At 62.5% G+C, this 15,602-nt stretch carries 15 protein-coding genes; 5 read left to right on the top strand and 10 right to left on the bottom strand.

Annotation, left to right across the window (positions count from 1 at the left end):
• Positions 1-111 precede the first annotated feature (111 nt).
• The 4 genes from POS17_RS26635 to miaB form a co-directional block, all read right to left on the bottom strand.
• Positions 112-951: an HlyC/CorC family transporter gene (locus POS17_RS26635; protein ID WP_016965481.1), complete on the bottom strand. Its 840-nt coding sequence runs from the start codon at positions 949-951 to the stop codon at positions 112-114.
• A gap of 42 nt (positions 952-993) precedes the next feature.
• Positions 994-1,452 (bottom strand): rRNA maturation RNase YbeY, encoded by a 459-nt coding sequence (gene ybeY, locus POS17_RS26630; protein ID WP_060841246.1) that lies wholly within the window; start codon positions 1,450-1,452, stop codon positions 994-996.
• A complete protein-coding gene (locus POS17_RS26625; RefSeq protein ID WP_060841245.1) occupies positions 1,445-2,464 on the bottom strand; it encodes a PhoH family protein in 1,020 nt (339 codons plus the stop codon). The genes ybeY and POS17_RS26625 overlap by 8 nt, the downstream gene beginning before the upstream one ends.
• A gap of 183 nt (positions 2,465-2,647) precedes the next feature.
• On the bottom strand, positions 2,648-3,976 hold the full coding sequence (miaB, locus tag POS17_RS26620; RefSeq protein ID WP_060841244.1) for a tRNA (N6-isopentenyl adenosine(37)-C2)-methylthiotransferase MiaB: 1,329 nt from the start codon (positions 3,974-3,976) through the stop codon (positions 2,648-2,650).
• Between the two features lie 134 nt (positions 3,977-4,110).
• On the opposite strand from miaB, the gene POS17_RS26615 reads away from it, so the two are divergent.
• The gene (locus POS17_RS26615) at positions 4,111-4,437 is read left to right on the top strand and encodes a DUF1820 family protein (protein WP_007927079.1); all 327 of its coding nucleotides are present in this window, start codon (positions 4,111-4,113) and stop codon (positions 4,435-4,437) included.
• A 78-nt stretch (positions 4,438-4,515) separates the two neighbouring features.
• On the opposite strand, the gene POS17_RS26610 is transcribed toward POS17_RS26615, so the two are convergent.
• From POS17_RS26610 to POS17_RS26595, 4 genes are all read right to left on the bottom strand, one after another.
• Positions 4,516-5,070: a tetratricopeptide repeat protein gene (locus tag POS17_RS26610; protein WP_016965755.1), complete on the bottom strand. Its 555-nt coding sequence runs from the start codon at positions 5,068-5,070 to the stop codon at positions 4,516-4,518.
• Positions 5,071-5,289: 219 nt separating this feature from the next.
• Complete coding sequence (gene hemL / locus POS17_RS26605; RefSeq protein ID WP_060841243.1) at positions 5,290-6,573, bottom strand: glutamate-1-semialdehyde 2,1-aminomutase; 1,284 nt, start codon at positions 6,571-6,573, stop codon at positions 5,290-5,292.
• Positions 6,574-6,591: 18 nt separating this feature from the next.
• Positions 6,592-7,215, bottom strand: a complete 624-nt coding sequence (gene thiE / locus POS17_RS26600; RefSeq protein WP_060841242.1) for a thiamine phosphate synthase — start codon at positions 7,213-7,215, stop codon at positions 6,592-6,594.
• Between the two features lie 18 nt (positions 7,216-7,233).
• Positions 7,234-8,031, bottom strand: coding sequence for a hydroxymethylpyrimidine/phosphomethylpyrimidine kinase (locus POS17_RS26595; RefSeq protein ID WP_042941299.1), 798 nt, complete (start codon positions 8,029-8,031; stop codon positions 7,234-7,236).
• A gap of 292 nt (positions 8,032-8,323) precedes the next feature.
• Between POS17_RS26595 and POS17_RS26590 the strand changes: the two genes are divergently transcribed.
• From POS17_RS26590 to POS17_RS26575, 4 genes are all read left to right on the top strand, one after another.
• Positions 8,324-10,690, top strand: a complete 2,367-nt coding sequence (locus POS17_RS26590) for a hybrid sensor histidine kinase/response regulator (protein WP_060841241.1) — start codon at positions 8,324-8,326, stop codon at positions 10,688-10,690.
• A 75-nt stretch (positions 10,691-10,765) separates the two neighbouring features.
• Positions 10,766-12,418: an acyl-CoA dehydrogenase family protein gene (locus POS17_RS26585; protein WP_060841240.1), complete on the top strand. Its 1,653-nt coding sequence runs from the start codon at positions 10,766-10,768 to the stop codon at positions 12,416-12,418.
• A gap of 97 nt (positions 12,419-12,515) precedes the next feature.
• Positions 12,516-13,988 carry an AMP nucleosidase gene (gene amn / locus POS17_RS26580; RefSeq protein WP_161799194.1) on the top strand — a complete coding sequence of 491 codons (1,473 nt, stop codon included), beginning with the start codon at positions 12,516-12,518 and terminating at the stop codon, positions 13,986-13,988.
• Between the two features lie 146 nt (positions 13,989-14,134).
• Positions 14,135-14,701: an rRNA large subunit pseudouridine synthase E gene (locus tag POS17_RS26575; protein ID WP_162492861.1), complete on the top strand. Its 567-nt coding sequence runs from the start codon at positions 14,135-14,137 to the stop codon at positions 14,699-14,701.
• On the opposite strand, the gene POS17_RS26570 is transcribed toward POS17_RS26575, so the two are convergent.
• Together POS17_RS26570 and POS17_RS26565 are read right to left on the bottom strand one after the other, a co-directional pair.
• Entirely contained in the window at positions 14,696-14,905 is a 210-nt protein-coding gene (locus tag POS17_RS26570) for a DUF2788 domain-containing protein (RefSeq protein WP_060841238.1), read from the bottom strand. The two genes, POS17_RS26575 and POS17_RS26570, sit on opposite strands and share 6 nt — an antisense overlap.
• Before the next feature lie 177 nt (positions 14,906-15,082).
• Positions 15,083-15,562 carry an Lrp/AsnC family transcriptional regulator gene (locus POS17_RS26565; RefSeq protein WP_016963825.1) on the bottom strand — a complete coding sequence of 160 codons (480 nt, stop codon included), beginning with the start codon at positions 15,560-15,562 and terminating at the stop codon, positions 15,083-15,085.
• Positions 15,563-15,602 lie beyond the last annotated feature (40 nt).

The following is a 15,602-nucleotide window of genomic DNA, read 5'->3' as shown; positions in this document are numbered from 1 at the left end:
GCATCGCGCCGTGCGGCTCAGCGGCCTGTCCCCGAGAGCCGTCGCCCCGAGCCCGGGGTTCCGGTTTCGGGGCGACGTTTCGTTGTGCAGGAGAGCTGATGCCCCTGGCCCCTAGCGGGAGACGGGAGTCAGGCGCAGCAGATGAATCCGCCGGCTGTCGGCATTGAGCACGCGGAAGCGATAGGCGCCGATTTCAGTGATTTCGTTGCGTTTTGGCAAGTGGCCGAAGGCGCTCATGACCAGTCCGCCGACGGTATCGAACTCGTCATCGGAGAAGGTGCTGTCGAAGAACTCGTTGAAGTTCTCGATCGGCGTCAGCGCCTTGATCAGGAAGTCGCCGCTGGGCAGGGGCTTGATGTAGCTGTCTTCCTCGACGTCATGCTCGTCTTCGATGTCGCCGACGATCTGTTCCAGCACGTCTTCGATGGTCACCAGGCCGGCCACGCCGCCGTACTCGTCGATGACGATGGCCATGTGGTTGTGATTGGCGCGGAACTCGCGCAGCAGCACGTTCAGGCGCTTGGACTCCGGGACGAAGGTCGCCGGGCGCAGCAGGTCCTTGATATTGAAGCTGTCGCCGTTCTCCTTGAGGATCAGCGGCAGCAGGTCCTTGGCCAGCAGGACGCCCATCACGTCGTCATGGCTTTCGCCGATCACCGGGTAGCGCGAGTGCGCGGAGTCGATGACGGCGGGCAGGAACTCCCGGGGTGTCTGGGTCGCCTTGATGCTGATCATCTGCGAGCGCGGCACCATGATGTCCCGGACTTGCAGGTCAGCCACCTGGATGGCGCCTTCGACGATGGCCAGCGCTTCGCTGTCCAGCAATTTGTTCTGATGGGCTTCGCGCAGCAGCTCCAGCAGCTCCTGGCGGTTTTTCGGCTCATGGGCAAAAGCCTGGGTCAGTTTGCCCAGCCATGACTTTTGCCCGTTGCTCGATCGATCTTCGCTCATAGCGATTGCTCTGAATCCTTGGTTGTTACAGGGGGTTGTTGATCAGCTTTCGTCGTCTGCATAGGGGTCGGGATGACCCAGTTCTGCAAGCAACGTTCGTTCCAGTGCTTCCATTTCTTCGGCTTCGTCATCATCTATATGGTCGTAACCCAACAGATGCAAGCAGCCGTGAATCACCAGATGGGCCCAGTGGGCCTGAAGTTCCTTGCCTTGTTCGGCGGCCTCGCGTTCGACCACTGGAACGCAGATCACCAGATCCCCCAGCAAGGGGATATCCAGCAGCTCATCCGGCACGTCGGCAGGGAATGACAGCACATTGGTGGCGTAATCTTTGTGACGCCAGGTGTGGTTCAGCTCGCGGCCTTCGGCTTCGTCCACCAGACGGATGGTCATTTCCGAGTCGGCGGTTCGCTGGCGCAGGGCCAGTTCGCACCACTGGCGGAACTGTTCGTCGCTGGGGGCCGGCTGCTGGCTGGCGCGCTGCAGATCAAGCTCAAGCATCGTGGCGCTGGCCTCTGTCGGCGGAAGCCTTGGCGGTCTCGTCGTCGGCCCGCAACTCGAAGCGCTCGTAGGCTTCGACGATGCGTTGCACCAGCGGGTGGCGCACCACGTCCTTGGGCATGAAGTGGGTGAAGCTGATCCCGGGCACATCCTTGAGCACGTTGATCACCTGGGCCAGGCCGGACTTGGTGCCCTTGGGCAGGTCGACCTGCGTGATATCGCCGGTGATCACCGCGGTGGAGCCGAAGCCGATCCGGGTGAGGAACATCTTCATTTGTTCCACGGTGGTGTTCTGGCTTTCGTCGAGGATGATGAAGCTGTTGTTCAGGGTTCGGCCACGCATGTAGGCCAGGGGCGCGATCTCGATGACCTGGCGCTCGATCAGCTTGGCCACTTGTTCGAAGCCGAGCATTTCATACAGCGCGTCATACAGCGGGCGCAGGTAAGGGTCGATCTTTTGCGCCAGATCACCGGGCAGGAAACCGAGCTTCTCGCCGGCTTCCACCGCCGGACGCACCAGCAGGATGCGTCGCACCTGCTCGCGCTCCAAGGCGTCCACCGCGCAAGCGACGGCCAGGTAGGTCTTGCCGGTGCCGGCCGGACCGATGCCGAAGTTGATGTCGTTTCCCAGGATCTCCTTGACGTAGCGCTGCTGATTCAAGCCGCGTGGGCGAATCATGCCTTTCTTGGTACGCAGGGCGATGGCGGCGTCAGCCACCGAGGGGTTATCCAGCTCTTCCACAGCGGACTCCTGAAGGAACAGGTGCACCAGGTCCGGCGACAGCTCGGTTCCCTTGGTTTCCCGGTAGAGACGGCGCAGAAGATTTTCCGCGGAGGTGGTGTGCTTGGGTTCGCCGATCAGTTCGAACTGATTGCCGCGATTGCGGATCTGGATCGTCAGGCGCTGTTCGATCAAGCGCAAATGCTCGTCGAATTGCCCGCACAGATTGGCGAAGCGGCGAGCCTCGAAGGGCTCGAGGATGAAACGATGAGGTTCTATGGGTGCGTTCAAGGTCGTTTTTTAGCCGCCCAACGGCAATTAAGATGAATTCAAGGATAACGCCAGCGGCCTGGGTGCGAAAGCTCTTATGCGGAGCGTGGACCGGTGATGCTTTCTTCGTAGGAGCCGGCTTGCCGGCGAAGGCGGTCCTGAAGGCCCCTTCGCCGGCAAGCCGGTGCCTACACAAGCCAGTTCTTACGATAACAGCGAGCCGCGCAGCGAGTGGGGCTGCGCCGAGTCGATATGCACGTCGGCGAATTGGCCGATCAGTGTGGGATCGTCGCAACGGAAGTTGACGATCCGGTTGTTCTCGGTGCGGCCCTGCAATTCGCCCGGATCTTTCTTGGAGTAGTCGCTCACCAGGATGCGCTGGGTCGACCCGACCATTTGTCGGCTGATTTCAAACCCTTGCTGGTTCAGGCGGTGTTGCAGCGCGTTCAGGCGTTCCTTCTTCAGTGCTTCCGGCGTGTCGTCGGCCAGGTCGGCGGCCGGAGTACCCGGGCGCTGGCTGTAGACGAAGGAGTAGGAGAAGTCGAAACCGACGTCTTCGATCAACTTCATGGTCTGCTGGAAGTCTTTTTCCGTCTCGCCAGGAAAGCCGACGATAAAGTCCGAGCTGATGCAGATTCCCGGTACCGCCGCTCGCAGCTTGCGCAGTTTGGACTTGTACTCCAGGGCCGTGTGATTGCGCTTCATCGCCGCCAGAATCCGATCCGAGCCCGATTGCACGGGCAGGTGCAGGTGCTTGACCAGCTCCGGCACTTCGGCGTGGGCCTGGATCAGGCTGTCGGAGAACTCCAAAGGGTGCGAAGTGGTGTAGCGAATCCGCTCGATGCCGTCCACCGCGGCAACTACGCGGATCAGCTCGGCCAGGTCGGCCAGGCGTCCGTCGTGGGTCTGGCCCCGGTAGCCATTGACGTTCTGGCCCAGGAGGGTGACTTCGCGCACGCCGTTTTCCGCCAGGTGGATGATTTCGGCAATCACGTCGTCAAACGGCCGGCTGACCTCTTCGCCCCGGGTGTAGGGCACGACGCAGAAGGTGCAGTACTTGCTGCAGCCTTCCATGACCGAGACATAGGCACTGGGGCCGTCGATGCGCGGCTCGGGCAGGTGGTCGAATTTTTCGATTTCCGGAAACGAGACGTCCACTTGCGGCAGCTTGCTGATGCGCGCGGCATCGATCATTTCCGGCAGGCGGTGCAGGGTCTGCGGACCGAAGACCACGTCCACATAGGGCGCGCGATCGCGAATGGCCGCGCCTTCCTGACTGGCCACGCAGCCGCCGACGGCAATCACCATGTCCGGATTGGCCAGTTTCAGCTCGCGCCAGCGACCCAGCTGGGAGTACACCCGATCCTGGGCGCGCTCACGAATGGAGCAGGTATTGAGCAGGATGACATCCGCGTCTTCGGCACGTGCGGTGACTTCCAGGGCCTGATGTTCACCCAGGAGGTCCACCATGCGCGAGCTGTCGTACTCGTTCATCTGGCAACCGTGGGTTTCGATGTAAAGCTTCTTGGCCATGGACCTCAGTCTCACGTGATTCAAAGAACCGCGCATTATAGGGTCCATGCCCACAGGTTCCTAGCGTTGTGCATCGGGTAGCTATGCTATAGTTCGCGCCCTATTTTTATCCCCCGATGTGTTGCCCGCCCACCATGACCAAACGTGAAGCCCCAATCTACAAGGTGATTTTCCTCAACCAGGGCCAGGTGTTCGAGATGTACGCCAAGCAGATCTACCAGAGCGATCTGTGGGGCTTCCTGGAAGTGGAAGAGTTCGTCTTTGGCGAGCGCACGCAAGTGGTCGTCGATCCGAGCGAAGAGAAGCTCAAGGCGCAATTCGAAGGCGTGGTGCGCAGCTTTGTGCCGATGCATTCGATCGTGCGCATCGACGAAGTGGAGCGCCTGGGCACGCCGAAAATCAGCGAAGCCCGTGGCGTGAGCAACGTCATGCCGTTCCCGATGCCGATGCCCGAAAAATAAGCCTGGCTGGCCACTTCTTCGCAAGGGTCCGGTTCGTGTCTGTAGGCGCTGGCTTGCCAGCGAAGGGCATGGAGGCTTTTACGGCAATGGCGAAAAAGGCGAGCGCCCATCGGCGCTTTGCAATTCCATCAAGTATTTGCGGAAAATCTGTCCCAGCACCTGGGTCGCGACTTCCAGCTCGTCGCGCTGCATGTGCTCGGCGACTTCGTCGGCGGTGTCCAGAGCGTCTTCGGCGCCATTGACCGCCGCCATCTTCAGCACGATATAGGCCTGGACATTGTTGGCCGGCACGCCCTCACCGTGGAAGAACATGGTGCCGAGTTTGAATTGCGCCTGAGCGTGGCCTTGCAAGGAGGCTTTTTCGAAATAGCTCAGGGCTTGATTGAGGTCCCGCGGCGCGCCTTTGCCTTCGTAGTAGAACTCACCCAACTCGTATTGCGCCTCGGCGTCGCCTTCGTCGGCGGCTTTCTGGCACGCGGCTAGCGCCTCGGCCTGTTCCTGTGCCTGGGGATCGAGGGTGCAGCGACCCATCGCTGGGATCAACAACGAGTTGCCGCCTGCTTGTGCGTGCGCGAGCAGGGGCTGAAGGAGCAACAGGCAGCCCAGTGTCAGGGCGCGGCCGGTGCGGTTCATGGGAATCGACTTACCTCTGAGGGGCGCGCGGACCCAGCGAGGGGTCCAATAAGCGCGCATTATGAAATAAGCGGGGCCAACCTTACAAAGTCTTTACTCGTTTTTCTGCTGCGTGGCCGCGATATCCGTCGCCTTGCTGGGCATTTGTCCCCTTGGCGGGGAAAAGTCCGAGTAAAGCCTCCGCTGGCGCGGTTGATTACCACGCCAGCCCGCCTGTGCTTATTTCAAGGCGGCGAATGCGCGTTCGGCGGCATCCAGGGTCAGTTGCAACTCGGCTTCGCCGTGGGCGATCGAGGTGAAACCGGCCTCGAAGGCACTCGGCGCCAGGTACACGCCGCCTTCCAGCATCAGGTGGAAGAAGCGCTTGAACAGGTTGGCGTCGCTGGCCATCACGTCATCGAAGGTGACGATGTCATCGGCGCCGCTGAAGTACAGGCCAAACATGCCGCCGGCCTGGGTGGTGACGAACGGAATGCCCGCGGCGTCCGCGCGTTGTTGCAAACCTTCGAGCAGGCGGCTGGTGTAGTCGCTCAGTTCGGCGTGGAAGCCCGGGCGACTGATCAGGCGCAGGGTGGTGAGGCCGGCGGCCATGGCCAGCGGGTTACCGGACAGGGTGCCGGCCTGGTAGACCGGGCCCAGGGGCGCGATGTGCTCCATGATCTTGCGTTTGCCGCCGAAGCAGCCCACCGGCATGCCACCGCCGATGATCTTGCCGAAGGTCGACAGGTCCGGTGTCACGCCGTAGTAGGCCTGGGCGCCACCGAGGGCGACGCGGAAGCCAGTCATCACTTCGTCGAAAATCAGCACCACGCCGTGCTGGTCGCAGAGGCTGCGCAGGCCTTCGAGGAAGCCCGGTGCCGGCGGTACGCAGTTCATGTTGCCAGCCACCGGCTCGACGATGATGCAGGCCACTTCCTGGCCGACTTCGGCGAGCATCTTTTCCACGGCGGCAATGTCATTGAACGGCAAGGTCAGGGTGTGTTTGGCGAAGGCCGCAGGCACCCCGGCGGAGCTTGGCACGCCCTGGGTCAGGGCGCCGGAACCGGCCTTGACCAGCAGGCTGTCGGAGTGGCCGTGGTAGCAACCTTCGAACTTGATGATGCTGTCGCGGCCGGTAAAGCCCCGGGCCAGGCGAATGGCGCTCATGGTGGCTTCGGTGCCGGAGCTGACCATGCGCACCATTTCCATGGACGGCACGATGGAGCACACCAGATCGGCCATTTCGGTTTCCATGGCGGTCGGTGCGCCGTAGGACAGGCCGTGTTCCAGCTGCTTGCGCACCGCATCCAGTACGTCCGGATGACTGTGGCCGAGGATCATCGGGCCCCAGGAACCGACATAGTCGACATAGCGCTTGTCGTCTTCGTCGGTGACGTAGGCGCCTTCTGCGTGCTTGAAGAACAGCGGGGTGCCGCCCACGCTCTTGAAGGCGCGAACGGGCGAGTTGACGCCACCGGGGATGTGTTTCTGGGCGTTGGCGAACAGAGTTTCGGAACGGGACATGAGCGGGCTCTCAAAAAGTCAGCTGTTGAATAGGGCGTTGAAGGCGCGGGCGCGACGGGTCACTTCGTCGGCGCTATCGGCACCGAACAGGCCGTGGACCACTGCCAGCAGGTCGGCGCCGTGGTGTACCAGCGGCGCTGCGTTATCCAGGGTGATGCCGCCGATCACGCAGATCGGCAGGTGCAGGCTGGCCCGGGCCTGATCCAGCAACTCCAGGCTGGCCGTGGGCGCGCCGGGTTTGGTGGTGGAGTTGAAAAAGCGGCCGAAGGCGACATAACTGGCGCCTTCCTGCGCGGCTTGCTCGGCCAGCGACAATTGGTCGTGACAGGTGGAGCCGATGATCGCCTGGCGACCCAGCAGGGCCCGGGCCGGCGTCAGTGGGCCGTCGGTCTGGCCCAGGTGCACGCCGGCACCAATGCGCGCGGCCAGTTCGGCGTCATCGTTGATGATCAAACGGGTCTTGTAGCGCTCGCACAGGGTCAGCAGGGTTTCGGCTTCCCGCAGGCGGCGGGCCTGATCGTCGCTTTTGTCGCGATACTGCAACAGGGTGACGCCGCCTTCGAGCGCCGCCTCCACGTACTGCAGAAACTTGCCGGCCAACAGCTGGCTGTCGGTGATGGCGTACAGACCACGTAGTTTCATCGAGCGGGCCTCATGACATTACGAGCAGAAATCCAACGGCAAGCGACGTGGGACGAATTGGCCGCGACCCAGTTGTTCGGCGTCGCGCAGGGTGCGCCAAGTGTAATCAAGGGCCGATTTCACGGCGCTGGCCAGGTGCTCGCCTTGTGCCAGGCGTCCGGCCAGGGCGCTGGCCAGGGTGCAGCCGGAGCCGTGATAGCTGCCCGGTAAACGCTGGCAGGTGTAGGTTTCGCGCAGGCCGTCACGGCTGTACAGGCGATTATGCACTTCGTGTTCATCGCCATGGCCGCCGGTGATCAGCAGGTGCTTGACGAACGGCAGGAGTTTTTCGGCGCATTGGTCGGCGCTGCCTTCGGGCAGTTCCGCAAGAATTCGAGCTTCAGGAAGGTTGGGGGTGGCAATGGTGGCCAGGGGCAGCAGGCGTTCGCGCATGGCGTAGCCGACTTCATCCTTGCCCAGCCGGCCACCGCCGCCGGCGCGCAGCACCGGATCGCAGACCAGCGGCAGATGCGGGTGCGCCTGGAGCAGTTCGACCACGGTGTCGACCATCTCCAGGGAGCCGAGCATGCCCAGCTTGACCGCGGCGACCGTGGAGTCGTTGAGCACGGCATTGGCCTGGGCCAGTACCCACTCGCGATCCAGAACGCGGAAATCGCTGACATTGACCGTGTCTTGCACGGTCAGGGCGGTGACAGCCGGAGCTGCGTGACAACCCTGAGCCAGCAGGGCTTCGATATCTGCCTGCAAGCCGGCGCCACCACTGGGGTCGTGGCCGGAGAGACAGAGGACAACGGGGCGAGAGCTGTAGATATTCATGGGCGGCGAGCTTACCACCAATCGCTTTTTTTCGCGGCGCCTGGCGTCTGCTGGAAAATGTCGCCGCGCTGGGCGCGAACGTCTTGACCGATGCAACAGCTCTAGCTCGCGGTATTGCGCTGAAAGGCTTGATCTAGAGCCTTTAGACTAAAATTTACAATGGTGTTCATTGGCCATCAGCGGCTATGCTAGAGTGCATTCAAACCAATAACAGGTCATGCCGGTTATACGTCTGCTCAAGGGAAATGGGGGGACTTCCTGACATCACCGGACAAGCCACGCTGGGTCTTTAATGCGCTATTTGCTGCTGTTGCTGTTGAGCTTGCCGATGTTGGTGGGTGCCGCCGAGTTCGACGAGTTCACCCAGCGCCTTCCTTTGGGCCGAGTGATGCAGGTCCTTGAAGACACGGGGGGTGAAGCGACCATTGCCGACGTCAGCTCGGGGCCACTGGCCGAGCGCTTCAAGCCCCACGATAAAGACACCCTCAATGCCGGTTATTCACGTTCGGCGTTCTGGCTGAAGATCGACCTCGATTACCGCCCCGGCAACCCCACGGCGCAGCGCAACTGGTTGCTGGAGCTGGCCTATCCGCCCCTGGATCACCTGGATCTGTACCTCCCCGACGAAAGCGGGGGCTATCGCCTGGCGGAGCGGACCGGCGATGCCTTGCCCTTCGACAGTCGGCAGATCCGCCAGAACAATTACCTGTTCAACCTGAATTTCGCTCCCCATGAGCACAAGACGATCTATCTGCGGCTGGCCAGCGAGGGCTCGATCCAGGCGCCGGTGAGCCTGTGGTCCAATACTGCCTACCTTGAGGCCCAACCCGTGCGTCTCTACGTACTGGGCCTGATCTACGGCGTGTTGCTGGGCATGCTGGTGTACAACCTGTTCATCTACCTCAGCGTGCGCGACACCAGTTACCTCTATTACATCTTCTATATCGCCTCCTTCGGCCTCTATCAGTTGTCGGTCAACGGCGCTGCGGTGGAGTACTTCTGGCCCAACAGCCCTTGGTGGGCCAACGCCGCGACGCCCTTCTTCATCGGTTCGGCCGGGCTGTTCGGCAGCCAGTTCGCCCGCAGCTTCCTGCAGACTGCCGGCCACAGTCCCTGGGTTGACCGCATATTGATGGCGCTGATGGGCTTTGGTGCGCTGGTCATGGCCCTGTCGCTGATGACCAGTTACGCCCTGGCCCTACGCCTGGCTACCACCCTGGCGCTGCTGTTCACCGTAGTGATCTATGTCGCGGGAATCGTCGCCTGGTGGCGCGGGTTGCGGGTGGCGCGCTATTTCATCATCGCCTGGTCGGCTTTCCTGTTCGGTGGGGTGATCAATACCTTGATGGTGCTGGGTTACCTGCCCAACGTGTTCCTGACCATGTACGCCAGCCAGATCGGCTCGGCGATCGAGGTGGCGTTGCTGTCCCTGGCCCTGGCCGACCGGATCAACGCGATGCGCGAGCAGCAGGCTCAGACTCTGCTGGAGGCGGGGCAGAAGCTTGAGGTGCTGAACCAGCAACTGGCCCACAGCAACCGGCTCAAGGATGAATTCCTGGCCACCCTGACCCATGAACTGCGCACGCCGATGAACGGTGTCATCGGTTCACTGGAATTGATGCAGACCCTGGAACTGGACCCGGAGCTTGCGCAGTACCAGCAGACCGCCGCCGGTTCGGCGCGAGACATGATGCGCATGGTCAACGGCATCCTCACGCTGACCGAACTGCAGGCCGGCAAGCTCAGCGCCCAGCGCCAGCCCTTCAGCTTGCGTTCGCTGCTGACCGCGTTGCAAACCCAGTACGCGGCCAGTGCGGCGGCCAAGTCCCTGTCGTTTCAGGTCGATCTGAGTGCGGGATTGCCCGATCGCCTGCAGGGGGATCGCTGCAAGCTCAGCCATTGCCTGGAGTGCCTGCTGGATAACGCCGTCAAGTTCACGCATTCCGGCGGCGTGGTCTTGCGGGTGGTGACCCGTGCCGTCTCGGTCGAAAGGGTCAGCTTGAGTTTCGAGGTGATCGACAGCGGCATAGGTTTCGTCAATCTGGACGAGGCTATGCTGTATCAGCGCTTCTTCCAGCTCGATGGTTCCATGACCCGCGAATATGGCGGATTGGGCATCGGCCTGGCGATCTGCCGCCAGTTGGTGGAACTGCTGGATGGGCAATTGACCCACGAATCCACGCCAGGGCAGGGCAGTTGCTTCCGTTTGCAGGTGGAGTTTGAGGTGCAGGAGCCGATTGCCCGGCTGCCCGCCGCCCATCAGCGGCGGACACCCCAGGACTGCACCGTGCTGTTGATCGATGACAATGACGTCGACCAACTGGTGCTGCGGGGCATGTTGCTCAAGCTCGGTTATCGGGTCCGCACGGTCGGCAGCCCAACCGATGCCCTGCAACTGTTGGGGCGCGAGCCGGTCAGCGCGGTGCTGATCGATGGCCAGATCAGCGCGGCGCAGTTAGGGGCGTTTCGCCTCCAGGCTCAGGCGATGCCCGGCTATGCCCAGTTGCCTATCCTGTTGGCCTGTGTTCCCGGCACCGAAGGGGGCGCGGCCACAGCGGGAGCCGATTGTCTCGGCAAACCGGTGAAATTCGAGGCCTTGCAGCTGCTGCTGTCCAAGCGTGTGCTCGCTGTGGAGCAGGGCGAAAGCGCCGACATTTAGGCGGGTATGCCACTTTGTTCAGGGTGGGGCCGGTGCTTAACTTGGGGCCTTGGCACACCCTGAAGGAGCCCGGCAATGAACCTCCACCAGTTCGCTGAAACCCACGAAGTCACCAACCAGCCGCCCGCTCTGGACGGCGTCAACCTCTATCGGATCGATCTGCCGTTGCAGCAATGGATGCAGCGTTTCGATGCCGGTTGGGCCGAATCCCGGGTCGATGCCTACGGTGCATTGGCGGGGGGGCCATTGATGGAGGCGGGGTTCCTGGCCAATCAGAACAAGCCTGTGTTTGCCAGTCACGACCGCTTCGGTCATCGAATCGATCTGGTGGAGTTTCACCCGGCTTACCACCAACTGATGCAGGCGGCCATCGAGGGCGGACTGACCTCACTGCCCTGGACCCACCCGCAAGCAGGAGCCCATGTGGCGCGTGCCGCCATGACCTATCTGCACAGTCAGGCCGAAGCCGGCAGCGGCTGCCCGCTGACCATGACGTTCGCCTGCGTGCCGGCCCTGAAGCTGCAGCCGGATATTGCCCGGCTATGGCTGCCGAAGATCCTCGCCACCGAGTACGACCCGCGCAACGTCGGCATGCAGCACAAGGCCGGGCTCACCATCGGCATGGCCATGACCGAGAAGCAGGGCGGGACCGATGTCCGGGCCAACACCACCCGGGCCTACCCGGTGGGGGCCCCCGGGCCGGGGCAGGCCTATGAGCTCGTGGGGCACAAGTGGTTCTGTTCGGCGCCGATGTGCGATGCCTTCCTGACCCTGGCCCAGACCGACAAGGGCCTGACCTGTTTCCTCCTGCCCCGTCATCGCCCGGATGACAGCCGCAATCAGTTCTATATCCAGCGTCTGAAGAACAAGCTCGGCAACCAGTCCAACGCCTCCAGTGAAGTGGAGTTTCGCGGCGCTCTGGCCTGGATGATCGGTGAGGAGGGGCGCGGGGTGCCCACCATCATCGAGATGGTGGCCATGACCCGCTTCGATTGCATGGTCGGTTCCAGTTCGCTGATGCGCCAGGCCCTGACCCAGGCCAGCCATCATTGTGCCCATCGCCGCGTGGGCGGACACCTGCTCAGTGAGCAGCCGCTGATGCAGAACGTACTGGCCGACCTGGCCCTGGAAAGCGAAGCGGCCCTGGCCTTGAGCCTGCGCATGGGGCGGGCCCTGGACCATCAGGACGATGCCCGGGAGGCCAAGTTCTCCCGATTGGTGACGGCGGTGGGCAAGTACTGGATCTGCAAACGGGCCCCGGCCATGATCAACGAGGCCGCCGAGTGCATGGGCGGTGCCGGTTATGTCGAGGACAGCATCCTGCCGCGGCTGTACCGCGAAGCGCCGGTGAACTCGACCTGGGAAGGTTCCGGCAACGTGCAGTGCCTGGATGTGCTGCGGGCTCTCTCGAAAGAGCCGGGCGTGCTGGATGCCCTGTTTGCCGAGCTGGGGGACGGGCATGGCGACCAGCGTCTGGCGGCGCATATCGTCGCACTCAAGGACAGCTTCAAGGACACCGCCGACATTCAGTATCGCGCTCGGCAACTGACCGAGGACATTGCTCTGTGCCTGCAGGCCAAGTTGTTGCTGGAGGCGGGCAACGACCTGATCAGCGAGGCCTTTATCGCCAGCCGCCTGGGCGGCCAGGGCGGGCGGGTCTATGGCACGCTGCCCCGCGGGCTGGATGTGGCCGCGATCCTCGCCCGCTCCACTCCCCAAGGCTTCTGACCCGCTGCAGGAGCCGGCAAGCCGGCTCCTGTAACTCCGCTGTTCCCGTGGGGCGGTGTTGCAGGCAAGATGAACGCCTGCAAGATCAGAACACAGGATGCTTACCGTGACCGAAGCTTTTATTGTCGTTCAAACCGCCGAGCAAGCCGTGGATCGGCTTGCTGCTTTGCATGAGCGGGCCACCACGGCCCTGAGCCAGGCGCTCAAGCGTTACCTCAAGGATCGGGTCGAACCGGATGCCGAGCAGCGTGCGCTGTTTCGCTACCCCGAACTGCGCTTGACCTACCACTGCCACGGCGAAGTCCCACAGACCACCCGGGCCTATGCCAAGGTGCAACTGCCGGGCACTTACAGCGTCACCGTCACTCATCCCGCCGCCTTCCGTAACTACCTGCTCGAACAACTGGTGCCGTTGATGCACGACTTCACCGTCACGGTTGAAGTGGGTGTCAGCGAGCAGAACATTCCTTATCCCTACGTGGTGGAGCAGGGCGACGAACTGGCCGGTTCCGGCGTGACCGCAGCGGCCCTGGCCCGGGTATTCCCCAGCACCGACCTGTCCGCCGCCACCGACGGTATCGCCGACGGCCTCTACGACTGGGAAAACACCCACCCGCTGCCCCTGGCACTGTTCGATGCCGCGCGGGTGGATTTCTCCCTGCGGCGCCTGGTGCACTACACCGGTAGCGACTGGCGCCATGTGCAGCCGTGGATCCTGCTGACCAACTACCACCGTTATGTCGACCAGTTCATCGTCCATGGCCTGGAGCAACTGCGCAGCGATCCGCGTTTCGTACGCATGGTCCTGCCGGGCAACGTGATCATCGACAAGGGCATGGACCACGGCGAGGCCTCGGCGATCGCCGCCGGTGTGGTCTGGCACCGTTACCAGATGCCGGCCTATCACCTGCAGGCCAGCGATGGCCATGGCGTGACCCTGGTGAACATCGGCGTCGGCCCGTCCAATGCCAAGAACATCACCGACCACCTGGCGGTGCTGCGTCCCCACTGCTGGCTGATGATCGGCCACTGCGGCGGCCTGCGACAGTCGCAGACGATCGGCGACTACGTACTGGCTCACGCCTACATGCGGCGCGACGGCATTCTTGACCGCGTGGTGCCGCCGAACATCCCGATCCCGGCGCTGGCCGAAGTCCAGCTGGCGCTGCAACAGGCTGCAGCCAATGTCACCGGGGAGAAGGGCGAGCAGTTGAAGAAGCGCCTGCGGACCGGCACCGTGCTGACCTACGACGATCGGAACTGGGAGCTGCGCTGGGCCGAGGAACGTCCGTTCATCAATCTGTCCCGGGCGGTGGCGGTGGATATGGAGAGTGGCACCATTGCTGCTCAGGGTTATCGCCTGCGGGTGCCTTATGGCACTTTGCTGTGTGTTTCGGACAAGCCCCTGCACAGCGAGATCAAGTTGCCCGGTGCGGCCAATGCCTTCTATGAGCGGGCGGTCAGCCAGCACTTGAAGATTGGGATCGAAGCCGTGGACCTGATGCGCAGCGAGCTCAACTCCCTGCACTCGCGCAAACTGCGCAGCTTCGACGAACCGCCTTTCCGCTAGGCGTTTAATCCGTGGTCATTTGGCGATCAGGTCACTAGCATTGTCGGTCCTGATCGCTGAATGTTCCCGCTGCCATGTCCCGTGCACCTCGTCCCGCTTCCCGTCGCCCAGGCGCCAAGCCGTTTTCTCCTTCTTCCAGCAAGCGCGTGGCCAAGGCGCCGCCGGCCGAGCCGAAGCTGATCCTGTTCAACAAGCCTTTCGATGTCCTGACCCAGTTCAGTGATGGCGAAGGCCGGGCGACGCTCAAGGACTTCATCGCGATTCCCGGCGTCTATCCGGCCGGACGCCTGGACCGGGACAGCGAAGGGCTGCTGCTGTTGACCAATGACGGGCAATTGCAGGCGCGCATTGCCGATCCCAAGCACAAGCTGGCCAAGACTTACTGGGTGCAGGTCGAAGGCGAACCCACTGCCGAGCAGTTGCAGCGGCTGCGTGATGGGGTGGAACTCAACGATGGCATGACCCTGCCAGCCCAAGCCCGGCAACTGGAGGAGCCGCAGCTGTGGCCGCGCAACCCGCCGGTGCGTTTTCGCAAGAGTGTGCCCACCAGTTGGCTGGAGCTGGTGATTCGGGAAGGGCGCAACCGTCAGGTACGCCGCATGACGGCAGCGGTTGGCCTGCCGACCTTGCGGCTGGTAAGGGTCAGGATTGGCGACTGGACCCTGGATGGCCTGGATCAGGGGCAGTGGAAGGAAGTTGCGGCGCGCTTATAAGGCGCCGGATTCGATCAGGCCGATCACTACGCTCTTGATGATGAAGGCGGCCACGCCCAGGCCCAGCACGAAGAACAGGATAAAGGAGCCGAAGCGCCCGGCCTTGGACTTCTTGGCCAGGTCCCAGACGATGAAGCCCATGAATATGATCAGGAGGCTGACCAGACCGGTCATCATCCATTCTTCGAATACGGCTGGGTCCATCGATCATCTCCAATGCAGGCAGGGAAAAAATGCCGGGCGAGTATACGCCAACGCTCGCCGGCCTAGCATTGATCTGCATGCGTTATGTCGCCACAGCGTCAGGCCGGCCCGGCTGCAGGAGTCCGGCGAATGCGCCCGCGTACCTGCACTCGCCAGTCGGCTTCGACAGGTGGCCCGTCAATTGCGCAGGTGGGTCAGGGGCAGCTCGGTGCTGTTGAGTACCTGATTGAGCACAAAGCTGGAACGCACGCTGGTGACACCGTCGATACGAGTCAGGTGACCGAGCAGGAGCTTCTGGTAGTGGTCCATGTCCGGTACCACGACCTTGAGCTGGTAGTCGGCATCAACCCCGGTCACCAGGCTGCATTCCAGTACCTGGGGCAGGCTGCGGATCGCCGCTTCGAAATTCTCGAAGCGTTCGGGAGTGTGCCGGTCCATGCCGATCAGTACGTAGGCGGTGAGGCTCAAGCCGAGCATCTTGCGGTCCAGCAAGGCGACCTGGCGGGAAATGTAGCCGTCGTCCTCCAACTGCTTGACCCGGCGCGAACAGGGCGAGGGTGACAGGCCGATGCGCTCGGCCAGTTCCTGGTTGGAGATGCGGGCGTCGCGTTGCAATTCGGCCAAAATACTCAGGTCATAGCGGTCGAGTTTGCTCATCAATCAGGCCTTTCTCATAAGTATTGCGTTGAATTATCTA

Source organism: Pseudomonas sp. Os17 (assembly GCF_001547895.1).
Taxonomy (GTDB): domain Bacteria; phylum Pseudomonadota; class Gammaproteobacteria; order Pseudomonadales; family Pseudomonadaceae; genus Aquipseudomonas.
This window is presented reverse-complemented; position numbering and strand designations above follow the sequence as displayed.

What these genes read in the sequence shown, in the direction of transcription:
- POS17_RS26615 (WP_007927079.1), top strand. Translation starts at nt 4,111, where the DNA reads ATGACCAAACGTGAAGCCCCAATCTACAAGGTGATTTTCCTCAACCAG.
- amn (WP_161799194.1), top strand. Translation starts at nt 12,516, where the DNA reads ATGCTTACCGTGACCGAAGCTTTTATTGTCGTTCAAACCGCCGAGCAA.
- ybeY (WP_060841246.1), bottom strand. Translation starts at nt 1,452, where the DNA reads ATGCTTGAGCTTGATCTGCAGCGCGCCAGCCAGCAGCCGGCCCCCAGC.
- miaB (WP_060841244.1), bottom strand. Translation starts at nt 3,976, where the DNA reads ATGGCCAAGAAGCTTTACATCGAAACCCACGGTTGCCAGATGAACGAG.
- POS17_RS26565 (WP_016963825.1), bottom strand. Translation starts at nt 15,562, where the DNA reads ATGAGCAAACTCGACCGCTATGACCTGAGTATTTTGGCCGAATTGCAA.
- thiE (WP_060841242.1), bottom strand. Translation starts at nt 7,215, where the DNA reads ATGAAACTACGTGGTCTGTACGCCATCACCGACAGCCAGCTGTTGGCC.
- POS17_RS26635 (WP_016965481.1), bottom strand. Translation starts at nt 951, where the DNA reads ATGAGCGAAGATCGATCGAGCAACGGGCAAAAGTCATGGCTGGGCAAA.
- POS17_RS26570 (WP_060841238.1), bottom strand. Translation starts at nt 14,905, where the DNA reads ATGGACCCAGCCGTATTCGAAGAATGGATGATGACCGGTCTGGTCAGC.
- POS17_RS26595 (WP_042941299.1), bottom strand. Translation starts at nt 8,031, where the DNA reads ATGAATATCTACAGCTCTCGCCCCGTTGTCCTCTGTCTCTCCGGCCAC.
- POS17_RS26590 (WP_060841241.1), top strand. Translation starts at nt 8,324, where the DNA reads ATGCGCTATTTGCTGCTGTTGCTGTTGAGCTTGCCGATGTTGGTGGGT.
- POS17_RS26585 (WP_060841240.1), top strand. Translation starts at nt 10,766, where the DNA reads ATGAACCTCCACCAGTTCGCTGAAACCCACGAAGTCACCAACCAGCCG.
- POS17_RS26610 (WP_016965755.1), bottom strand. Translation starts at nt 5,070, where the DNA reads ATGAACCGCACCGGCCGCGCCCTGACACTGGGCTGCCTGTTGCTCCTT.
- hemL (WP_060841243.1), bottom strand. Translation starts at nt 6,573, where the DNA reads ATGTCCCGTTCCGAAACTCTGTTCGCCAACGCCCAGAAACACATCCCC.